A 20,143-nucleotide genomic window follows, 5' to 3' on the forward strand; every position below is an offset into this window, starting at 1 on the left:
TCACAAAAAATTATTGACGATGAGAGTCATTATCAAATAGACTTAACGATAGATATATAATTAATGAAGCAAGGGAGACCTCAGGAGAATGTTAGCAACAAACCGGCAAAAAGCGCTTGGCCTCATTGGGCTATTCATCTTGCTTCTTACTGCGATGTGGATGAGCATTGTATACGGATATACTGATACGAACTGGCGACAGGCGATAACAGCATTGATCGACAATAACGGCTCGAACGCCCATTTAGTTGTGGCGACGGTCCGGTTGCCGCGGGCGCTCATTGCCGCAGCGGTCGGTGCAAGCTTAGCGATGGCCGGGGCGCTCATGCAAGCGCTGACGAGAAATCCGCTCGCTTCGCCGGGCATTTTCGGGATTAATGCAGGGGCCGGTTTTTTCATTGTTGTTATGGTCACGTTTTTTTCCATCTCTTCCATGCAAATGTTGTCATGGGTCGCATTTATTGGGGCGGCGATGGCGGCGGCAATCGTGTTTGTGATCAGCGCCGCAGGAAAAGAAGGACTGACACCGCTGAAGATGACGCTTGCCGGCACAGCCGTCGCTGCCTTATTTGCCTCGCTGACGCAAGGAATGTTGGCGATGAACGAAAAAGCGCTCGAAGAAGTGCTCTTTTGGCTGGCCGGATCGGTCGCCGGCCGGAATTTGGAATTGTTGGTAACCGTCTTTCCGTATTTGGCAGCGGCCTGGCTCGGAGCCATGTTGTTGGCGCGTCATGTCAACATCTTAATGATGGGAGACGATGTAGCGAAAGGACTCGGACAGCGGACGAATGTGATCAAAGCCGCCGCTGCTCTGTTAGTCGTGCTGCTCGCTGGCGGATCGGTTGCTGTCGCTGGTCCGATCGGCTTTATTGGCATCATGGTGCCGCATATGGCGCGGGCGCTGGCCGGTATTGACCATCGCTGGCTGCTTCCGTACTGCGCTTTGCTTGGTGGGATTTTGCTGTTGGCTGCTGATATTGGGGCTCGCTACGTGCTCATGCCGCGTGAAGTGCCTGTCGGCATTGTCACCGCGTTGATCGGTGTTCCGTTTTTCGTCTACATTGCCCGCAGGGGGATCACCACGAAATGAAAAAATACATCACTGTCCGAATGGGAAACTATGTATCATTTTTCTATGACAAAAAAGCTGCTGTTGTGATCGCTGCGCTTGGGGCAGCTGCAGTTTTGCTTTTTCTCGTCAGCGTCGGCAGCGGGGAGATGAGCATTTCGCCAGTCGAAGCTGCCACTGCGCTACTTGGCTATGGTGAGGAAATTCACCAGACGGTCATTTTAACGTTCCGTCTGCCGCGCGTGTTGGTCGCTTGGCTGGCTGGAATGGCGCTTGCGGCAGCAGGTGCGATTTTGCAAGGAATGGTGCGCAATCCGCTCGCTTCACCGGATGTGCTCGGGATCACCGGAGGGGCGGCCGCTGCGGTCGTCGCCTTTTTGGCGCTGTTTAGCGACGAAAACAACTCTCTCACCGTCAGCATTCACTGGTTGCCGCTTGCCGCTTTTCTCGGCGCTACGGCTGCCGCTTGGGTTGTGTATATGTTGGCGTGGAAAAATGGTCTCGTTCCGCTTCGGCTTGTGCTTGTTGGCATTGGCATTTCCGCCTTGATGCAGGCGTTGACAACACTATTGATGATCGTCGGGCCGATTTACCGAGCGAATCAGGCGAACGTTTGGATCACCGGCAGCGTATATGGTGCCTCTTGGCAACATGTCTCGTTCATGGCGCCATTGGTCGTTGGACTGCTTCTTGTGGTTATGCTCGCGGCCCGGCATGTTAATGTGCAGGAATTAGGGGATGAGCTGGCAATCGGGCTTGGCAGCGCGGTTGAACGGCAACGTCTAGGACTTGTTTTGCTGAGCACAGCGCTTACTGGGGGAGCGGTCGCCTTCGCCGGCGGCATCGGATTTGTTGGGCTGATGGCGCCGCATATGGCGCGCCGGCTTGTTGGTTCAGCGTTTGGTGCGCTGCTTCCGACGGCCGCGCTGTTGGGCGGCGTGTTAGTCATGGGAGCAGATCTCGCCGGGCGAATGCTTTTAGCGCCGACAGAAATTCCGGCGGGTGTATTTACAGCTGCACTCGGTGCGCCATATTTTATTTATTTGTTGTATCGAAGCCGGAAAACATAAGGTAGCGTCAAAAGTTTTATGAAAACTCCACATCCGCCATCCCATGGAGCATCGTAAGGCATCCTTGGAGCCGGATTCGCCCTTGACCAACACCCGCCAAAGGTGTGAAAGGGACGTCAAGGGCGACGGGGACAAAAAAGAGGGCATAGGAAAGCCGCCCTTGCCCTTACCGAATTTTACCTTTGACGAGGTTCGGTTGGTCAAGGGTTCGCTTCGCCGAATCCGGCTGTTCTTCTGATCCATGGGCTCCGGCGGACAAAAAAGTTAGGCTGCCTCTTGTTGGAGGAAATCTTGAGCCATGGCGATCAGCTTCGTCCACCGGGCCGGCATATGGGGCAGATCGGCGAGCTCCGGGATGACGACAGGAACCCGGCCTTCGAGTGCACCGTGCGGGCGCAGGAAGTTGAAATACGCCACAAACAGCGTGACAAAGGAGACCGATCCTTCTTCCGCGCCAAATCCGTGAGTCGGCCGATAGTTGCCTTTAAACGTCCGGTTGAATCGCTCGATGATTTGTTTGAGCGCGCGGAACTCTTCGGACACCGGATCCTCATTGGTCAGTCCGATCACTTGGCGGACGTCAAACGGAATCCCGTGCTGGGCAAAAAAGTGCTGCGCCAGCAGGTAAATGGGATTGCCGTCGACGACGAACGACAAATCGTCCGGGATGGACGACAGCTTTCGCAGGACGTCATCGATGGCCCGGATGGCCGACAACGCATCCCGGTGGGGCGAGACGCGATACGACAACACCACTTTTTCACGGCATCAAACATAAAAAACAGGTAATGCCAGCGTCCTTTCACGCGAATATACGTCTCATCCCCACAGAACGAGCCGGACAGCTCGTACGGGAACTGGTCGACAAATGGCTGAATCATGAGCGCGACGCTATTGGCGTAGTTGAGTACCGTCTGATGGGAGATCGACACGCCATGCACATCCTTCATGATTCCGGCTGTCTGTCTGGAGGACATCCCATAGTTAACGTAGTACGTCAACACGAGTCCGAGGGTGTGCGACGACACCGCCAGACGAGACAAATCGACCTTTGGCTTTTTCGGCGACGATGGGGCCAATGGTTGAAAGTCAAACAAAAACTCACGGAACAGATACCGCACCTTGAAGGCTTGAGGGTTCTGCTGGAACCGTTGGCGTTCTTTTTGGCTCATCCGGCGAAGGTTCTTTTGGTAAAACGGGCAGTCGTTGTTCTTGCATTTGTAGATGTAGTAGTCCTTGCGTTCTTTGATTTTCTCAAGCGTTTGGAAGCAGTGCGGGCAACGAAAGACCGCTTGCTTTTTGAACCGATTTCGATGGTTGAACCGGCATTGGCACACTTTGCATTGGTACTGCCCTTTTCCGCCGTTGTTGGTGTACAGGTAGGATGACGGCGCCTGGCAACGGGGACACGTCAACGAATCCGGAACACGGTGTTTAGCGTTGTCCCGGCGTTGGATCGGCGGCAACGGACGGCCGTGCCGGGCTTCGTAGTCGGCTAAAAGCTGCCGGTAGTCGAGTGTTTCTGGGACATCGATGATGGGAAGGTCATCGACTTGAAGTTTTCGGTACGGTTTTCGAACCGGTTCGTCCATGTCTTTGCGGCTTAAGGATTTTCCTAATAAGGCACCAATTAAATAGACAATGATTTGATGTTGGGACTTGATTATTTCGAGCAAATAGGCTAATAATGGAGGTAACAAGCTTGTCACTCCTTTGTTTTGGGTGTTGGGTGTGGGGTTACCTCAATGATGGCCTAAAACAACGGGGGTGGCAAGCTTTTTTTATTCTCACCGTTGAAACTCAATGAAAAACAGTGAGTGTGGAGGATAAACTTTTGACAATACCAAACATAATGAGGGAGGGGCAAGCATGGAAGCGCTGCAGGCGAAAGAGTTGACTTTAGCGTACGGGGAAGCGCTCATTATTGATCGCTTGCATTTAACGATTCCAAAAGGAAAAGTGACGGTGTTGATCGGCGCGAACGGCTGTGGCAAATCGACGCTGCTGCGCGCTTTGGCTCGACTGTTAAAGCCGACAGGCGGCGCCGTTTTGCTCGATGGAAAAGAGATTGCCAAACAGCCGACCAAAGAAATCGCCCGCCGGCTCGCCATTTTGCCGCAGTCGCCTACAGCTCCGGAAGGGCTGACTGTGTTGCAGCTCGTCAAGCAAGGGCGTTACCCATACCAAACGTGGCTAAAGCAATGGAGCGAAGAAGATGAGCGTGCCGTTGCGCGCGCCTTAGCGGCGACCGGGCTTACGGAGCTCGCCGAGCGGCCGGTTGATTCACTTTCCGGCGGACAGCGTCAACGCGCGTGGATCGCCATGACACTGGCGCAAGAAACGGACATTATCTTGCTTGACGAGCCGACGACGTATTTGGATCTGGCACATCAAATTGACATTTTAGATTTATTGTTTGAGTTAAATGAAAAAGAACAACGGACGATCGTCATGGTGCTCCACGATTTAAACTTGGCTTGTCGATATGCGCATCATCTCGTCGCCATTCGCGACAAAACAGTGTATGCAGAAGGGAAGCCAGAACATGTCATTTCTCGCCAACTGGTGAAAGATGTATTTCAGATGGACTGCCAAATTACGTACGACCCGCTCTTTGGCACCCCGCTTTGCATCCCATACGGAAAAGGGCGGCACATTCTACAGAAAGAAGGCGTATCGTGATGAGGTTAAGCGAAGCAGAAATCAAAGCATTGGAAACGTACCGTTTCTCAAGCGGGACCGCTAATGTCTCGTCATCGATGTTGTTTGCTCAGCTGCTTCATGATGACGAGCAGCTCGCTAAGTATGTTGCGCACGTGCGCAACGAGATGGGGGCGGCGAATGACGCCGTCGCGGCATCGATGCTTGTCAAGCGGTTAAGCTTTTTGGCGCCGATGGCCTTATACGCCATGTCGATATGGAACAAGCGGCTTGTGCTCGATCCTAGACGAATTTGGCTGGATACGGATGACGAAGGGGAAATGTGGATGCCGCGTTTTCGCCTTGAGCCGCCGGAAGCGGAAGTGTGCGACATTGAGCGCAGCCGCTGGCGTGAGCAAGCTGTTCATGACGTGTTCGCCAGTTTGTTCGCGCCGCTCATCGCCCAATTGCGGCACCTGACGCGCATATCGCCGCTTGTCTTATGGGAAAATGTCGCGATTTACGTGTACTGGGTATATGAACGTTGGTTGGAGGACGAGTCGCTTGCCCCGGTTGCCGACCGGCTGCGGGACGATTTCCGCTTCCTCATTTATGAAGCTGATGGCCGCCTGTTTGGCCAAAAAGACAACCCGCTCCGCCGCTTCTTTAAAGGAGCGAGCGGTATGCAACGGACGACGTGCTGCTTGTACGTGCAAACAAAAGGAGGAACGTGTTGCCAAACGTGTCCGCTTAAAGCCCGCCAGCGGCAAACTGGATGACCAGTCGGCCGCTAGTGGGCGTTTTTCATTGGATGGAATTGGTTGATTTTTAAAAACGGAAGTGACGGTCATAGTGTATATTTCGATCTATGCCGAGGTAACGATGGTATGAAAAGATTGTAAACACAAGACGTGGCTTCTTACATAAGCTAAGTTGGTCGGTGAGAATCGAGCGGTTTGTCTAGAGGACCAAGCCAAGAACAAACATGGTTAAGAATCGTAATCTAGCCAAATGCCGTGGGATCGTATTGGTAAGTAAAGGAGTTGAAAAATCGATGGGAACACTCTCTTTACATATCGGGGAAATCACCAACAACCAGCCCTTTTGTGCAGGAGTTGTTCTCACTCGTGAAAATTGTCTGCCTGTGACATTGAACATAGATGGATTACCAAAGGATATGGAAAATACCTGCTGGAGAGTGGGCGGAGTTGGAGGAGGACAGGAGCTAGGCGAGTCAGTCTGGGATTGTGCATTACGCGAAGCCAAAGAAGAACTTAGCACAGGAGTAAACCTTCTTCATTCACCAGTTACCTATTTTCACGATAAAGATACTAAACGTCTCTATCAAGTATCCGTCATGGACCGTCCTGCCCCTCTATTATTGGAAAGAGTTGCAAATCCAAATCCTTGTCAACCGTACGCTCCAGGTCTTCCAACAGGCCCGTATATCTATTTTGCTTTGTTTCTGGCTGAACTGGAAGATTGGAGCAAACGTTGTCCAGGAGACGATGTAAAGGGCTTGTTGCTCTGTCCGATCGATCAATGGCATAAGGTGGAAAGTGGAATCGAGTTATCAAAACTGATTGAAGTTGGCGCCCCCGGTTTGGATCTAAATCGCCAACTTTGGTTGCCAAAGGACGAGTCTTTCTCCACAATAACTCGTATATTGAAAGAGAACAAGGAAATCAGAAAAATGAATGAGGAGAATAGACCTCTTGAATGAATTTCGTGATTGGATGAAATCGAATATCAGCCATCGATCGTGTCCAGTTTCAAGTGACAGACAGTTTGCAAATATTTTGGCTTCCGAAGGGAGATTTTTTAAATCGATGTATTTAGCAGTCTATCATGTTTGTTGTGATGTTTTTAAAAAATATTGGATATGTTTTTACTCTATCCAGTCAACATCTCCCTTTTTCCAAACATCTCCGTTTTTTCTTAGGGTAATGCAACAGTACGGGCATGTAAACTTCGTGACTTCTGGCTCAACTTTCAGTTTTCGATCACAATGCAGGCAAGTCATTTTGATAACGGGGTAGCGGGAGTTGCGAACCCATGCGATCATTGCCGCTATGAGAAAGAAAATAGGGGCAATCACAATGCCTACCATCGTGATTGTAAAAAAGATACCTAAGGATGCAAAGCCGGAGACGAAAGAGTTCCATTTGGCACGTTTCGGTTGTCGTTCACCGATAAAATGATCCACATCAAACATGTTCTCCACTCCAAGTTCATGCATGACAGAGAAATTGACAAAAAAGTGATTTATGCTCCATTATGATAATAACAAAAAAGGCGAGGGAAGGGCAGAACAAATTGTGATTGATTTGCCGCCAATTGAACAACAGCTTAAAAAGATTGATGCTGGCTTAAAGATGATTCAGTTTGATGTTGATAAAAAATACGTCATCCCCTAAGAAACATCGAACAACCTATCAATCCTACGATGCAAGATGCTATGTCTGTTTATTGGAGATTTATGTTATTAACATCTAAGGATGTCCATAAAAAATCAACAGTTTTTTGCCGAAAGAGAAAATAACAATCTTCAAAAGGAAAGCATGACAATGTTCACCGCTGGATAGGGGGGGAGTTAGCCAGCATCCTGTCCATATAGACGGGAGTTTCCAACGATTCCACGGCTTTAGCGGTGTGGCTTGTGTCAATAGTGGCATTGTTGAAAATTCAAACGACGCGGACGATCGTGGAGACAACTATTCATTTGGCGAAAAAGCTTGGATATGGAAGTGTTAGCCGAAGAGATCGAGACCGAGCCGCAAGTGTCGCTTCTTTCGAAAATGGATTGCCACTATGGAGTGACTTGAATCCTTCGCATGAGGCGAGAAAGCTGCAGCAATGGCTCGAACCGTACAACCGCGCTGTCTGTGGTGACCGGCCATTGTCACCTTGTCATTTCTGCACATGATTTTCCTCCGCTTATCGCACACTAAAATCGATCACTGTGCAAGAGGAGGAAAAAAGATGGAGTTTGCGCCAAGAAGAGTGATTCTCGAAGAATTTATCGACACACTCGAGCCGATGATGGAGACGTACGGACTTGATCAAGTCGGCATTTTCGAGGAGCGCGGTGAAGGAAACCGTTATTATGTCGGCTATACGATCAATAAAGATGGTGAGATGATCACGATCCATATGCCGTTTATTCAGAACGAACGCGGCGAATTGGCGCTCGAAAAGCAGGAATGGACGGTCAGAAAAGACGGCCAAGAGAAAAAAGGTTACCGTTCGCTGCCGGAAGCGATGGACGAGGTGATTCATTGATGGAACCGCAGGCGGCCTCACTAGGCCGCTTGTTGGGCTAATGGGAGGGGAAAAAGATGATCATGGAACTCAACGTGACGGATCGCGAAACGGCTGTTCAGGTGTTGCGCTTGCAGCAGCGTGCGTACGCGGTCGAAGCGCAAATCATTGGCAACACGGCGCTCCCGCCGCTTCGCGACACCGTTGGTACGCTGCAACAGTGCACCGAACGTTTTTTCGGCTATTTTCGCGACGGACAGTTAGTGGGGGCGATCGCTTACGAGCGGGGTGGACAGACGCTTTTCCTTTGCCGGCTGATGGTTGACCCGGATTGTTTCCGTCAAGGGATCGCGAGCGCATTGCTCGATTTTGCCATCAAGCAAGAGCCATCGGCAAGTAACATCATCGTGACGACCGGAAGCAGCAACGCGCCAGCCATTCGCTTTTATGAGCGACATGGATTTTACGCGACAGAGCGGATACAAACACCGGAGGAGATCGAGTTGATAACATTGGTGAAAGAAATTTGATCATGCGGTGTTTCTATCACTCTTCAAAACTAGCGAAAAAAGGATGCATCGTTCAAGCAGGTCATTTGCGTAGAAACGGAGAAATAACCATAGGGTGCTTTTGGGCTTAAGAGTATGGAGGCAAAACCGTATGCCGAATTACTCGCTTCTTCATATGTAATTGAAATGATGAATAGAGGGACGGAGAGAAGGATGACGACAACGCTGTATTTAACAAGACATGGGGAAACGCAGTGGAACGTGGAAAAGCGGATGCAAGGATGGCAAGACTCGCCGCTTACCGAAAAAGGGCGGCAAGACGCCAAACGGCTTGGGCAACGGCTTGAAGCGGTCGAGTTGACAGCGATTTATGCGAGCACGAGCGGTCGGGCGTTCGAAACAGCGGAACTCGTCCGTGGTGAGCGGCCCATTCCGATTTATCAAGACGAGCAGTTGCGTGAAATGCATCTTGGCGACTGGGAAGGAAAGACGCATGATGAAATTCAGCAAATGGATCCGGTTTTGTTCGACCATTTTTGGAACGCCCCCCATTTGTATGTGCCACAGCGCGGTGAACGATTTTGGGACGTGCAACAGCGGGCGCTTGAAGCGGTGCAGCGCATCATTGCGCGGCATCAAGGGAAGACGGTCTTGGTCGTCACTCACGGTGTCGTGCTGAAAACGCTCATAGCGGCATTCAAAGGTGTGCCGCTCGATGATCTTTGGGCGCCTCCGTATATGTACGGCACGAGCGTGACAATCGTTGAGGCGCATCATGATGAATTTCGTGTTATCGTTGAAGGTGACGCTTCTCATATCAAAGAAATAAAAAAAGTATAGACACATAGCTAGCCCCACTTCCCGTGATTGGAAGCGGGGCTTTGCTGTTTGCAAGATCGTGCGGGAACGCCTCTGTCCCTAAAAATAGAGGGAGCGAACGATCTTCATGGCAGAAGTATATCGTTTCCTTTGTAGCGTGATAGTTTGATTTCTTCGTCACAATAGTCATACGAGTCCAAGCCATCTCGCTAGCCGAGCGGTCGTAAAGGTGACGGCAACAGCAATTGCTGTCGGCAAGGCAAAGGCAACGAACGTCCATTTCGTGCTTTTCGTTTCTTTGTAAATGTTGACAAGCGTCGTGCCGCACGGGTAGTGGAGAAGTGAAAACAGCATCATATTGAGTGCCGTCAGCCACGTCCATCCATGAGCGAGAAAAATATGTTTGAGCGAATGGAGGCTATCGATTTCCGTTAACGCTCCGGCCGATAAATACCCCATCAACAAAACCGGCAAGACGATTTCGTTGGCTGGAAGCCCTAAGAGAAAAGCCATCAAAATATAGCCGTCAAGTCCGATGGTCTTCGCAAACGGATCGAGCCAACCAGCGAAAGCGGAAAGCGCGGTTGTGTCGCCGATGGGGACGTTGCCGAGCACCCAAGTGATGACACCAGCTGGGGCGGCAACGGTGACGGCGCGTTTGAGTACGTACCACGTTTTATCCAGTGTGGCGCGAATGACGGTCTCAGCGATTTTCGGGCGCCGATATGGCGGCAGTTCCAAAGTGTAATGGGTTGGGATGCCGCGCAAGGCTGTCTTGGATAAGACCCATGAAACGGTTAACGTGACGATGATGCCAAACAGTACCATGGCGACGACCACCGCGGCAGTGACGAGTGTGTTCCAGCTCCCTGTATAACCAGCTGCCATAAATAAGGAAGAGAGCAAAATCAACGTCGGCCATCGCCCGTTGCAAGGAACGAAACTGTTCGTCAAAATGGCGAGCGTCCGCTCACGCGGCGATTCGATAATGCGTGTTGAGATGACGGCGGCGGCGTTGCATCCAAAGCCCATAGCCATCGTCAGCGCCTGTTTGCCGTGTGCGCCCGCCTTTTTAAACAGGCGGTCAAGATTGAAGGCGACGCGTGGCAAATAGCCATAATTCTCGAGCAAGGCGAACACTGGAAAGAAAATGGCCATCGGCGGCAACATCACGCTGACGACCCACGCGGTGCCGCGGTATAAGCCAAGCACAAGGAGGCCGTACAACCAGTGAGGTGCATGAACGGCTTGAAACAACAGGGTCAAATATTGTTCTACCCATCCGAACAGGTGGGCAAGCGATTCAGACAATACGTTTGCTCCAGCGATCGTCATGTAAAGGACAGCGGCGAGCATCGCCAGCATGATGACGAATCCCCAGCGCCGCGATGTGACGATCCGATCGATTTGCAAAGTGTGGTCTTTTGCGGCCTTAGGCGCATTTGTGACCGTTTCCCGGCAAAGCGCGGCTGATGTTTGAAAGATGGCGGTGACGATTTGTTCGCGCGTATCGGCTGGTGCCAACGATTGTGCTTCTTCCATTAAACGATCAAACAGATTTGACCGATCCGCAACATGCATACGGAGCTTCCTCCTTTGTGAGCCGTGGCGGCTGCTGGTTCAAAGCGCTAAGAAGTGAGGTATCACCGTCAAGCAGCCGGAGTGCGACCCAGCGAGCCGGATAGTCATCCCCCACGATTTCTTTGACGAGCGGAAGCAGTTTGGCAATGCTTTGTTCAATTTCTACGCTGTATGGAACGGCGATCGGAGTAGGGTGAAGCTGGCCATGGACGAAAGCATCTACGGTTTTTAACAGCTCATCGATTCCTTCCTTGTTGCGGGCAGACATCGGCACAACCGGCACGCCAAGTTTGGTTGCCAGTTTTTTGGTGTTGATGCGAATGCCTTTCTTTTTTGCTTCATCTATGAGATTGATAGCGACAATAACGCGGTCGGTCATTTCCAATACTTGAAGCACCAAGTTCAAGTTGCGCTCGAGTGCTGTGGCATCAACAACAACGATTGTTATATTAGGACGTTCAAACAGAAGGAAATCGCGTGCCACTTCTTCATCGGCCGAATTGGAATAGAGAGAGTATGTGCCCGGCAAATCCACGATCCGATACGCTATGCCGCGATAGACAAATTCTCCTTCTGCATGGGTGACGGTTTTTCCAGGCCAGTTGCCAGTATGTTGGCGCAGTCCCGTCAGAACGTTAAACAACGTGCTTTTTCCGGTATTCGGATTCCCCATCAAGGCAATCGTGTATGTCGCATTAATCATGACCGATCTTCTCCCCATAAATGTAATTACTTTCTTCTTTTCTTAATGCAATCGTTGTTCCACATACATAATAAGCGGTCGGGTCGCCAAGTGGGCTTCTCTGCCCGACTTCGACTTCCCCGCCGGGTACAAAACCTAAATCAAGCAGTCTTCGTCTTAGCACAGCGTCAGGAATGGCCACTTTCTCAATGCGGAATCGCTCCCCCGGTTTCATCTCGGAGAGACACCGATTATTTCGTTTAGCCATAAAAGTTTCCCTCCCGTCAACATTTTTGACAAGGGACATTTTTTTTACCAAGACCAACTTTTGTGTTTATCTTATTCCAGTGTCGGCTTTTTGTCAATGGATTTGTTCCGTTCTTTTCCGACAAGGATGTCGAAGAAACATATATTCAAAATAATATGAAAGAATGTTATCATATAAATAGTCTGAATAAAAAACAGAAGGAAGGCGGTGACGGCGTCCATTGACGCACGACAAAATGAAAGCGATTACGGAAGGGACAATCCTTTGGCAACCGACGGACGAACAAATCAAACATTCCAATATACAGCGGTATATGGACTGGCTGAAAGAAAACAAGGGGCTATCGTTCGCCTCGTACCGCCAATTGTGGACATGGTCGGTCGAACAGCTTGAACAGTTTTGGGAAACGGTTTGGGAATACACTGGTGTGCAGGCAGAGACACCGTATGAATGTGTGCTGCGGGAGCGAAAGATGCCAGGGGCGGAGTGGTTTCCAGGCGCCACGCTCAACTATGCGAAACATATTTTCCGCCATGCGCGTGCTGACCGCCCGGCGCTGATTTTCCGTTCCGAACGTGTCCCATACCGGGAAGTATCATGGCAAGAGCTGACCGAAAAGACAGCAGCGATCGCTCAGGCACTGCGGGAAATGGGAGTGAAGCGCGGCGATCGTGTGGTAGCTTATATGCCGAATATTCCCGAGACGGTGATGGCGTTTTTGGCTTGCGCCTCGATTGGCGCCATTTGGTCAAGCTGTTCGCCGGACTTTGGCGCCGGCAGCGTCATCGACCGGTTCGTGCAAATCGAGCCGACCGTATTGTTTGCCGTCGACGGTTGCCAATACAACGGCAAAGAGTTTGATAAAATGCCCGTCGTTTCTGAGTTGCGCGCCAAGCTGCCGTCATTGAAAAAGACGGTGCTGCTTCCGTATTGGCGTGAACAAATGGAGGCACCTGATGACGGAGTGGTGCTGTGGGACGATGTGGTGGCCAATAAGGCGGAGCTTGTTTATGAAAACGTTCCGTTTAATCATCCGCTCTGGATTTTGTATTCTTCGGGAACGACTGGTTTGCCAAAGCCAATTGTCCAAGGGCATGGCGGCATTTTGCTTGAACATTTGAAAGCGCTGTCGATCTCTGATAATTTGACGCCGGAGAGCACGTTTTTCTGGTTTACGACGACCGGATGGATGATGTGGAATTATTTAGTCGGTGGATTGCTTACTGGGGCGACCGTAGTTCTTTATGATGGCAGTCCGACATATCCGGACGGCAACGTTTTATGGGAGCTCGCGGAGAAAGCGGGAATCACCCATTTTGGCACAAGCGCAGCGTTTATTAACGTCTGCATGAAGCACGGTCTCAAACCGAAGGAGCACTATGATTTATCAAAGCTTGAGGAGGTGCTTTCGACCGGCTCGCCGCTGACGGTCGAAGGGTTCGCCTGGGTGTATGAAAACGTGAAGGACGACATTTGTCTGGCATCGTGCAGCGGTGGAACAGATGTGTGCACCGCGTTTGTCGTCGGTTCGCCGATTTTGCCGGTGCGTGCCGGTGTCCTCTCATGCCGTGCGCTAGGAGCCGATGTGCAGGCGTTTGATGAAAACGGCCAACCGCTTGTCAATGAAGTCGGTGAGCTCGTCATTACGAAGCCGATGCCGTCGATGCCGCTCTTTTTCTGGAATGACCCGGACGGGGAGAGGTACCGGAACAGCTATTTCGACACGTATCCGGGTGTCTGGAAGCACGGTGATTGGATTAAAATTGACGAACAAGGCGGCTGCGTCATTTACGGCCGCTCCGACTCAACGATCAACCGCGCCGGCGTCCGCATGGGCACGAGTGAAATTTACCGCGCCGTTGAAGCGGTTGACGGGGTGCTCGAGAGCCTTGTTGTTGACTTGGAAATGATGGGCAAGCAATCGTTCATGCCGCTATTTGTCGTTCTTAAGTCGGGCGTGGAGCTCGATGATGAGCTGAAAGACCGCATTCGCCAGTCGATCCGGCAACATGTCTCGCCGCGCTTCGTTCCGGATGACATTTATGAGGTGAAGCAAATTCCAAAGACGTTAAACGGAAAGAAAATGGAAATCCCGATTCGCAAACTACTCTTAGGCTTCCCGCTCGAAAAAGCGGTCAACCCAGGTTCAATGGCCAATCCGGAGGCACTCGACTTTTTCCTTGAGCTGGCGAAGACGATGGCGGTGAAATGGAAAACGAGTGAACATTTTTCCTAAAGCAAGAGAAAGACTGGTAGGACGAATGGGATAACCAAGTCAAAAACAAGTGTTTGCTGTTGAGTTCTTATTACTAATCGCTAGAAGACCGGCAAAAACATGAGGCTGACTCAAAAGGTCGTTAAACCGACCTTTTGGGGACAGCCTCTGTTTCTTTTCTTTACTATTTGGTTATTTATTCCTTTTTTGAAACGAGAATTTCTCCTTATTTCTGAATTTTATCCTGTTTTTTCTTTGTTGGATCGGTTGTGGCCGCCCACTTTCTCAAATTGTGAGCAGCACAAATAAGCCCCCATTCCAAGGTAATTTTTGGGAGCCCTCTTAACAAAAAGCGCTGAAATTGCTGGTTGTGCTTGATTTGCCCAAACACCGGCTCGTTTTCGATTTGTCGTTTTCGGTACGTCGCCGCCCCTTCTTCCGTGGACAGCCGTTTACGGATCTCTTGCCGTTGTTGTTGATTTCTCAAGGAAACGCGGATGGTTTTCGTGTCTTTGCCTTTGGCGCATGTCGCCTGAAACGGGCATCCGGCACAAGCCGTACAACGATACGTCCGTTTGACGGTAACGTACCCGTTGTCGGTCGTTTCCTTCCGTTCATACACAAACACCAACCGTTCCCCTTTGACGCAAATCCACTCATCCAGCTCCTCATCATACGTCATGTTCTCGATTCGGCCGATCTCCTTCGCCCACGCTTTCGTTTGTTCCCGATCCAACGTGTTGTACTTGATCAGGGCGACTATCTCCTTTTTCTCACAGTACGTGTAGTTCTCCTCACTCCCATAGGCGGAATCCGCAATGGCTTGTTTAGGCATTGGACGCCCATAGGCGGCCAATTGCTCCAAATGCGGAATGAAACATCCGGCATCCCCTGCCCGTTGATGCACGCTAAATCCAGTGATGAATTGGTTCTCTGTCCCAATCTGCACATTGTACCCCGGTTTGAGCTGGCCGTTTTTCATATGGTCGTCCTTCATCCGCATAAACGTGGCATCCGGATCCGTTTTCGAAAAACTGTTCCGTTCGCCTAATCTTTCTTTGTATTCTTCATATTTTTTCTTACGGGGGAGAAGATCTTGTTCCAATTGCCGTTTGGCTTTCTTTAACGTACGATTCTTCGGCTCTTTCTTTAGGCGCTCTTCCACTTGTTCGATGACGGCTTCGATCCTTTCGGACGTGATCGGTGAAGCTTCCAGCTTTTCTTGAAAATCCCCCTCTTGTTCCGCCTCTTCATCTTCTTTCGTCACCTGTTCGATCGAGGCAACGATTTTCCGGAATTTCTCCTCCAGTTTCTGATCGTACTTTTCCGTTGATTTGCGCCAAACGAATGTATATCGGTTGGCATTGGCTTCGATTTTCGTTCCATCCAGAAAATAATCCTCTAACTTGACCAGCCCTTCTTGACGCAGAAGATCGACAATGGAGAAAAACGTTTCGTAAATGATGTCCTTCATCCGTTCCGACCGAAATCGGTTGATCGTGCGAAAATCCGGTGTTTGATGGCCGGATAGCCACATAAAGTAAATGTTTTCTTTCAACTGCTTGGCGATTTGGCGAGAGGAGTAGATCCGATTGGCGTAGGCATACAGGATGACTTTCAACATCATTTTCGGATGATAGGCTGGACGCCCTCCGCCAAGATAGAGGGAAACGAACAGAGCCGGATCCATTTTTTCCACTGCCAGATCCACAATCCGGCAAAGATGATGTTTGGGAATGAAAATTTCAAGATCCATTGGCAAAATGAGTTGATCTCGGTTATAATAAATGTACATAAGAAAACCGTCCTTTCTTTGGTAGGGTTGTGGTGACTCTATTATACCAAAAGAGGAACGGTTTTCTTCTTTTTTATCCAAAAAAGTGTCCCAAAAGCGAACGCTATGCGAACACTTTTGGGACATCCTCATGTTTTCAAAAAGAGCATGGAATGGACTGTAAGTGTTCCTGAAAGCTTCGACCTTCGTCTGATTTCCAATCGTCTACTCGACAAAGGGGAGTGCTCTGCTATCTCCACAAACGGATGGAAAACTTCTAGACAGGAGAAATGTTCTGCGGCGACACTTTTTCCTAGCGGGAGTCGCTAGACCCGTTTTGGCGACGCTAGGGCGATGAAGGCGGCTCATCTTAGACAATAAAAGGGCGCTCCATCCCGCTCCGCTAGTCTTTTAACACCCGAAACGCTTCCCGCACTTTACGGGCAAACTCAAGCGGGGGCTCGATCGACTGAAAGTGCATATACATCGCCCGCGGCCGTTCGAATAACCAATGGTTGTGGACCGCGGTGACGGTAATGCCCCGTTTTTTCAACTCCCGCAGCAGCGGGTTGACTTCTTCTTGAAGCAACACTGTTTCCCCAAGATTTAAGGCGTTTCCTTGACTGTCTAAACTTTCAAAGGAAAATAGTTGCGGGTTGACGAGCGGAGAATTTGTTCGTCTGCCCATGATGGTAAACGGAATATCCCGAAACTTCTGCACAAAACAGACCCCGTTTATCAAGCTCCCTGTTCCACCGAGAATACTAGCAAACTCCCGGCATAAATCTCTTCTCGATTCCCAATTCATCCTATCCTCTTCCCTTCGTTCAAAATGAAAGGGGTGCTTTGTCCCCTTGTTCTTATTGTATGGTCGGGGATGGAGAAGGAGAGGGACAGGCATCCACGGTGGGAGCGGAATTTGCGGCAGACGCCAATCAAACGGGATAGGCTCATGAAGCCATGGACATGTGTCCAGCGTGTTTCGCTATGTGCTAGAAAGGCTGTAAAAAACAACCCTTTTCATTAAACCGTTTTTAGATGCGTTAGAAGTTGGAGTTCGAAAGGTTCTTTTGAGAAATGCGTCTTTTCCACCGTAGTTGTAGCTCAATTGCCGGTCTTTTAGCCAAAAAGAAAAACTCCGTTCGATGAGTGAAGCGAAGATGAGAAATCAATCGAGGGGAACCTGTTGAAATGGTGAACAGCGCCGGCTTTAATACAGATTGAACGCCGTTTTGACGCGCTTCATCTCTTTTTTGTTTTCAAACAGTTCTTCAACCAAAATGTTTTGGCCGTTGGCGACATCGGTGAGCCGTTCGTTCATATCGGACACTTGCTCGCTTAATTGGTTGAGTTGTTCATTCGTTTGTTGCGTTTGTTGGGAGAGTTGCTGTACTTGTTTGCCGATCCGCTGTACTTGCTCATTCGTTTGCAGCACTTGTTTGCCGAGTTGCTCGACTTGCCTGTTTGTTTGTTGAAGCTGACCGGCAAGTTCTTTGATGGCTTGCCAAATCATTTCATTCGTAATGTTCGCCATTCGACAATCTCCTTTCTCGTTCGCTTCTTTTTTCATTATACAAGACGAAAGAAGGGAACCATAGAGGAAAGATGCCGAAACATTTTTCTTTGCAGCATATCCTTCGAATGTGATATAATAAAAGAATGTCAACAGCATGCGCATATTGGGGGATGAACATGGTAATCCGTGTCAGCCATTTGCATAAATCGTTCCGTGTCCATCGCCGCGAAGCCGGATGGCTCGAGGCGGTGCGCAGTTTATGGCGCCGTGACTACCGGATTGTCGAGGCGGTCAAAGATGTTTCGTTTACGATCGAAAAAGGGGAGATCGTCGGTTTTTTAGGCCCGAACGGAGCGGGGAAAACGACGACGATGAAGATGCTTGCCGGCCTGTTGCACCCGACGTCAGGGGAAATCACGGTCGGCGGTTTTGTGCCGTTTGAACAAAAGGCGGAGTTTAAAAAGATGATGAGCTTGGTGATGGGGCAAAAAAGCCAGCTCATTTGGGACATTCCGCCGATGGAGACGTTTTTGGTCAATAAAGCGATTTATGACATCGACGATCGATCATTCCGCCAGACGTTAGAAGAGCTTACTGAGCTGCTCGATTTAGCGCCGTTGTTGGACAAACCGACGCGCAGCTTGTCGCTTGGACAGCGGATGCGCTGCGAGTTGGCGGCGGCGCTTTTGCATCGACCGCAAGTGTTGTTTTTAGATGAGCCGACGATCGGGCTTGACGTTCATACGCAAGAAAACGTGCGCCGCTTTATTGTCGATTACAACCGAGAGCATGAGACGACCATTTTGTTGACATCGCATTACATGGGCGATGTCGCGGCCCTTTGTGACCGGGTGATGATCATCAACTATGGGCGGCTCATTTACGATGGGGAGCTCTCGGTGTTGACGGAGAAGCTGGCGCCGTACAAGCGGCTTGAAGTCCGGTTTTCGCGGCTCCCAAACATCAGCTGGGACGAGTATGGCGAAGTAGCGGAAATGGAAGAGGGAACGGTCGTGCTCAGAGTGGCACGTGAGACGGCGGCGGGGACGGCGGCGCGGTTATTGGAGCGGTTTGATGTCCGTGATATTAATATTGAAGACCCACCGCTTGAGGAAGTGATTACGCGCGCGTTTCAGGAGGGTGTATATGGTTCGTAAATATATCGCCCTGCTGCGTATGAAGTATATCGAAATGCTCGCGTACCGCTTGGCGACGTTCGTTTGGATGACGGGTGCCATCACCCAGCCACTCATTACGATGTTCGTTTGGATGAACATTCATCCGGAAGAGAGCGAGTCGTTTCTCTTTTATTTTATGGCCGTTATTTTTGTCGAACGGATGACGAGCGCATGGGATGTATGGGAGCTTGACCGTGAAATCCGCGAAGGGACGTTTTCAAACTTGTTGCTGCGGCCGCTTCATCCGATTCATTGGGCGATTGCGGAAAATATCGTCTATAAATGGTTGTTTCTCGTCATTTTAGTGCCGGTTTGGATGGTAGGAGCGGTGTATTGGCCAGCGCTTCGCCCGCATATGACAGGAAGCCAAATCGGGTGGTTTTTGGGGGCCGTCGTGCTTGGTGCCGCCCTTCGCTTTTTGCTGAGTTACTCGTGTGGGTTGCTTGCGTTTTGGGTGACCAAAGTGGCGGCCGTGTACGGCGTCATCGATGTCATTTCATTGTTTTTGTCGGGAAGAATCGCGCCGCTTGAAATGCTTCCGCCGCAGCTTCGGGAATGGAGCGAATGGCTGCCGTTCCGCTATATGATCAGCTTCCCGATTGAAATCGCCACCGGAGCGGTGAGAGCGGAGGAATTGGTGCGCGGCTTTGCCATCGCGGCAGGGTGGCTGTTTGTGTTGGCCGCTGTTTTACAATGGCTGTGGAAGGCGGGAATGAAAAAAAATCAAGCGGTAGGTGGATGACTATGCGGCGATACGGGCGGGTGTTCCGCGAATTTTTCCGTGCCTGTTTTGTGGAAGAAATGGAGTATCGAAGCGAATTTTTTGGCAATTTTGCAGCTAGTTTTTTTGGCGTTGGCATGGCGCTGCTCACCGTCCATATCTTTTTTTACCAGACGGATGATTTAGGAGGCTGGACGTATGCAGAAATGCTTGTGTTGCTCGGCATCTTTAATATGCTGCGCGGGTTCATTGACTTCGCCCTTCGTCCGAACATGCCGCGTCTGCTTGAACACGTCAGGCGTGGCACGCTCGATTACATTTTGACAAAACCGGTCGATAGCATGTTTTACGTCAGCTTCCGCCATCTTGTCTTTTGGCGGCTCATTGATGTGGCACTCGGCCTCGGCGTCATCGGCTATGGCTTGTATATCGAGCGCTATGTTCCGTCGGCGGTCGATGTACTTATGTTTCTTGTCGTTATGGCTGCTTCGCTTTTGTTGATTTATTCGCTATGGATGATGCTGATGACGACGTCGTTTTGGGTCGTGCGCATCGATGACTTGTCGTTTATTTTCGATTCATTTTTTGAAACGGCTCGCTTTCCTGGCAGCATGTACCGCGGCGCGGTCCGGATGGTGATCACTTACGTGTTGCCGGCTGTATTAATTACGAATACACCTGCGCTGGCGCTGCTTGGAAAATGGAGTGTTTCGACAGTGCTTGCCGCTTTGGCTGTGGCCATTCTCTTTTTATGGCTTGCCCGCCGCTTTTGGCGCTTTGCTTTGCGCTTTTACACAGGAGCGGGCGGGTGAGGTTTTATCCGTCTTCATGCAAAGGGTG

At 50.3% G+C, this 20,143-nt stretch carries 20 protein-coding genes and 2 pseudogenes; 14 read left to right on the plus strand and 8 right to left on the minus strand.

Annotation, left to right across the window (positions count from 1 at the left end):
* The first annotated feature begins 88 nt into the window (after positions 1 to 88).
* Together IC804_RS17105 and IC804_RS17110 are read left to right on the plus strand one after the other, a co-directional pair.
* Positions 89 to 1,090, plus strand: coding sequence for a FecCD family ABC transporter permease (locus tag IC804_RS17105; protein ID WP_081157537.1), 1,002 nt, complete (start codon positions 89 to 91; stop codon positions 1,088 to 1,090).
* Entirely contained in the window at positions 1,087 to 2,139 is a 1,053-nt protein-coding gene (locus IC804_RS17110; protein WP_008879400.1) for a FecCD family ABC transporter permease, read from the plus strand. Before IC804_RS17105 ends, IC804_RS17110 begins: the two co-directional genes overlap by 4 nt.
* Positions 2,140 to 2,403: 264 nt before the next feature.
* On the opposite strand, the pseudogene IC804_RS17115 reads toward IC804_RS17110, so the two are convergent.
* Positions 2,404 to 3,839: pseudogene (locus IC804_RS17115) on the minus strand (transposase).
* A gap of 169 nt (positions 3,840 to 4,008) precedes the next feature.
* Here IC804_RS17115 and IC804_RS17120 point away from each other — a divergent pair.
* From IC804_RS17120 to IC804_RS17130, 3 genes are all read left to right on the plus strand, one after another.
* The gene (locus IC804_RS17120; protein ID WP_008879399.1) at positions 4,009 to 4,821 is read left to right on the plus strand and encodes an ABC transporter ATP-binding protein; all 813 of its coding nucleotides are present in this window, start codon (positions 4,009 to 4,011) and stop codon (positions 4,819 to 4,821) included.
* Complete coding sequence (locus tag IC804_RS17125) at positions 4,821 to 5,558, plus strand: IucA/IucC family C-terminal-domain containing protein (protein WP_008879398.1); 738 nt, start codon at positions 4,821 to 4,823, stop codon at positions 5,556 to 5,558. Before IC804_RS17120 ends, IC804_RS17125 begins: the two co-directional genes overlap by 1 nt.
* 275 nt (positions 5,559 to 5,833) lie before the next feature.
* The gene (locus IC804_RS17130; protein ID WP_008879397.1) at positions 5,834 to 6,502 is read left to right on the plus strand and encodes an NUDIX hydrolase; all 669 of its coding nucleotides are present in this window, start codon (positions 5,834 to 5,836) and stop codon (positions 6,500 to 6,502) included.
* Positions 6,503 to 6,667: 165 nt separating this feature from the next.
* Here IC804_RS17130 and IC804_RS17135 read toward each other — a convergent pair whose 3' ends face one another.
* Entirely contained in the window at positions 6,668 to 7,018 is a 351-nt protein-coding gene (locus tag IC804_RS17135; protein ID WP_035499172.1) for a hypothetical protein, read from the minus strand.
* 28 nt (positions 7,019 to 7,046) lie between these two features.
* On the opposite strand from IC804_RS17135, the gene IC804_RS17140 reads away from it, so the two are divergent.
* From IC804_RS17140 to IC804_RS17155, 5 genes and pseudogenes are all read left to right on the plus strand, one after another.
* Positions 7,047 to 7,196, plus strand: coding sequence for a hypothetical protein (locus IC804_RS17140; protein ID WP_155121003.1), 150 nt, complete (start codon positions 7,047 to 7,049; stop codon positions 7,194 to 7,196).
* Between the two features lie 253 nt (positions 7,197 to 7,449).
* A pseudogene (locus IC804_RS19150) lies at positions 7,450 to 7,705 on the plus strand (EAL domain-containing protein); the annotation flags it as partial.
* Positions 7,706 to 7,761: 56 nt separating this feature from the next.
* Complete coding sequence (locus IC804_RS17145) at positions 7,762 to 8,061, plus strand: DUF5634 family protein (RefSeq protein WP_008879395.1); 300 nt, start codon at positions 7,762 to 7,764, stop codon at positions 8,059 to 8,061.
* Positions 8,062 to 8,117: 56 nt separating this feature from the next.
* The gene (locus tag IC804_RS17150; protein ID WP_008879394.1) at positions 8,118 to 8,570 is read left to right on the plus strand and encodes a GNAT family N-acetyltransferase; all 453 of its coding nucleotides are present in this window, start codon (positions 8,118 to 8,120) and stop codon (positions 8,568 to 8,570) included.
* A gap of 192 nt (positions 8,571 to 8,762) precedes the next feature.
* Positions 8,763 to 9,389 carry a histidine phosphatase family protein gene (locus tag IC804_RS17155; protein WP_008879393.1) on the plus strand — a complete coding sequence of 209 codons (627 nt, stop codon included), beginning with the start codon at positions 8,763 to 8,765 and terminating at the stop codon, positions 9,387 to 9,389.
* A 165-nt stretch (positions 9,390 to 9,554) separates the two neighbouring features.
* Here the strand turns inward: IC804_RS17155 and IC804_RS17160 are convergent, their stop codons facing one another.
* Genes IC804_RS17160 through IC804_RS17170 form a run of 3 tightly spaced genes read right to left on the minus strand, consistent with a single transcriptional unit; the run spans position 9,555 to position 11,899 of the window.
* Positions 9,555 to 10,949, minus strand: a complete 1,395-nt coding sequence (locus tag IC804_RS17160; RefSeq protein ID WP_008879391.1) for a nucleoside recognition domain-containing protein — start codon at positions 10,947 to 10,949, stop codon at positions 9,555 to 9,557.
* Positions 10,918 to 11,652: a FeoB small GTPase domain-containing protein gene (locus IC804_RS17165; protein ID WP_008879390.1), complete on the minus strand. Its 735-nt coding sequence runs from the start codon at positions 11,650 to 11,652 to the stop codon at positions 10,918 to 10,920. Before IC804_RS17165 ends, IC804_RS17160 begins: the two co-directional genes overlap by 32 nt.
* Entirely contained in the window at positions 11,645 to 11,899 is a 255-nt protein-coding gene (locus tag IC804_RS17170) for a FeoA family protein (protein WP_011887275.1), read from the minus strand. The genes IC804_RS17165 and IC804_RS17170 overlap by 8 nt, the downstream gene beginning before the upstream one ends.
* Positions 11,900 to 12,134: 235 nt before the next feature.
* Between IC804_RS17170 and IC804_RS17175 the strand changes: the two genes are divergently transcribed.
* Complete coding sequence (locus tag IC804_RS17175) at positions 12,135 to 14,135, plus strand: acetoacetate--CoA ligase (RefSeq protein ID WP_035499170.1); 2,001 nt, start codon at positions 12,135 to 12,137, stop codon at positions 14,133 to 14,135.
* Positions 14,136 to 14,340: 205 nt separating this feature from the next.
* On the opposite strand, the gene IC804_RS17180 is transcribed toward IC804_RS17175, so the two are convergent.
* The 3 genes from IC804_RS17180 to IC804_RS17190 form a co-directional block, all read right to left on the minus strand.
* Complete coding sequence (locus tag IC804_RS17180; protein ID WP_087959916.1) at positions 14,341 to 15,909, minus strand: IS1182 family transposase; 1,569 nt, start codon at positions 15,907 to 15,909, stop codon at positions 14,341 to 14,343.
* A 382-nt stretch (positions 15,910 to 16,291) separates the two neighbouring features.
* Positions 16,292 to 16,696, minus strand: coding sequence for a DUF1259 domain-containing protein (locus IC804_RS17185; protein WP_008879387.1), 405 nt, complete (start codon positions 16,694 to 16,696; stop codon positions 16,292 to 16,294).
* A 402-nt stretch (positions 16,697 to 17,098) separates the two neighbouring features.
* Positions 17,099 to 17,422 carry a hypothetical protein gene (locus IC804_RS17190; protein ID WP_008879386.1) on the minus strand — a complete coding sequence of 108 codons (324 nt, stop codon included), beginning with the start codon at positions 17,420 to 17,422 and terminating at the stop codon, positions 17,099 to 17,101.
* A gap of 158 nt (positions 17,423 to 17,580) precedes the next feature.
* Between IC804_RS17190 and IC804_RS17195 the strand changes: the two genes are divergently transcribed.
* The 3 genes from IC804_RS17195 to IC804_RS17205 are packed head-to-tail and all read left to right on the plus strand — an operon-like array spanning position 17,581 to position 20,115.
* A complete protein-coding gene (locus IC804_RS17195) occupies positions 17,581 to 18,561 on the plus strand; it encodes an ABC transporter ATP-binding protein (RefSeq protein ID WP_008879385.1) in 981 nt (326 codons plus the stop codon).
* Positions 18,551 to 19,324, plus strand: a complete 774-nt coding sequence (locus IC804_RS17200) for an ABC transporter permease (RefSeq protein ID WP_008879384.1) — start codon at positions 18,551 to 18,553, stop codon at positions 19,322 to 19,324. Before IC804_RS17195 ends, IC804_RS17200 begins: the two co-directional genes overlap by 11 nt.
* A 2-nt stretch (positions 19,325 to 19,326) precedes the next feature.
* The gene (locus IC804_RS17205; RefSeq protein WP_008879383.1) at positions 19,327 to 20,115 is read left to right on the plus strand and encodes an ABC transporter permease; all 789 of its coding nucleotides are present in this window, start codon (positions 19,327 to 19,329) and stop codon (positions 20,113 to 20,115) included.
* Positions 20,116 to 20,143 lie beyond the last annotated feature (28 nt).

It is taken from the genome of Geobacillus sp. 47C-IIb (genome assembly GCF_014679705.1).
GTDB classification, from domain to species: domain Bacteria; phylum Bacillota; class Bacilli; order Bacillales; family Anoxybacillaceae; genus Geobacillus; species Geobacillus thermodenitrificans.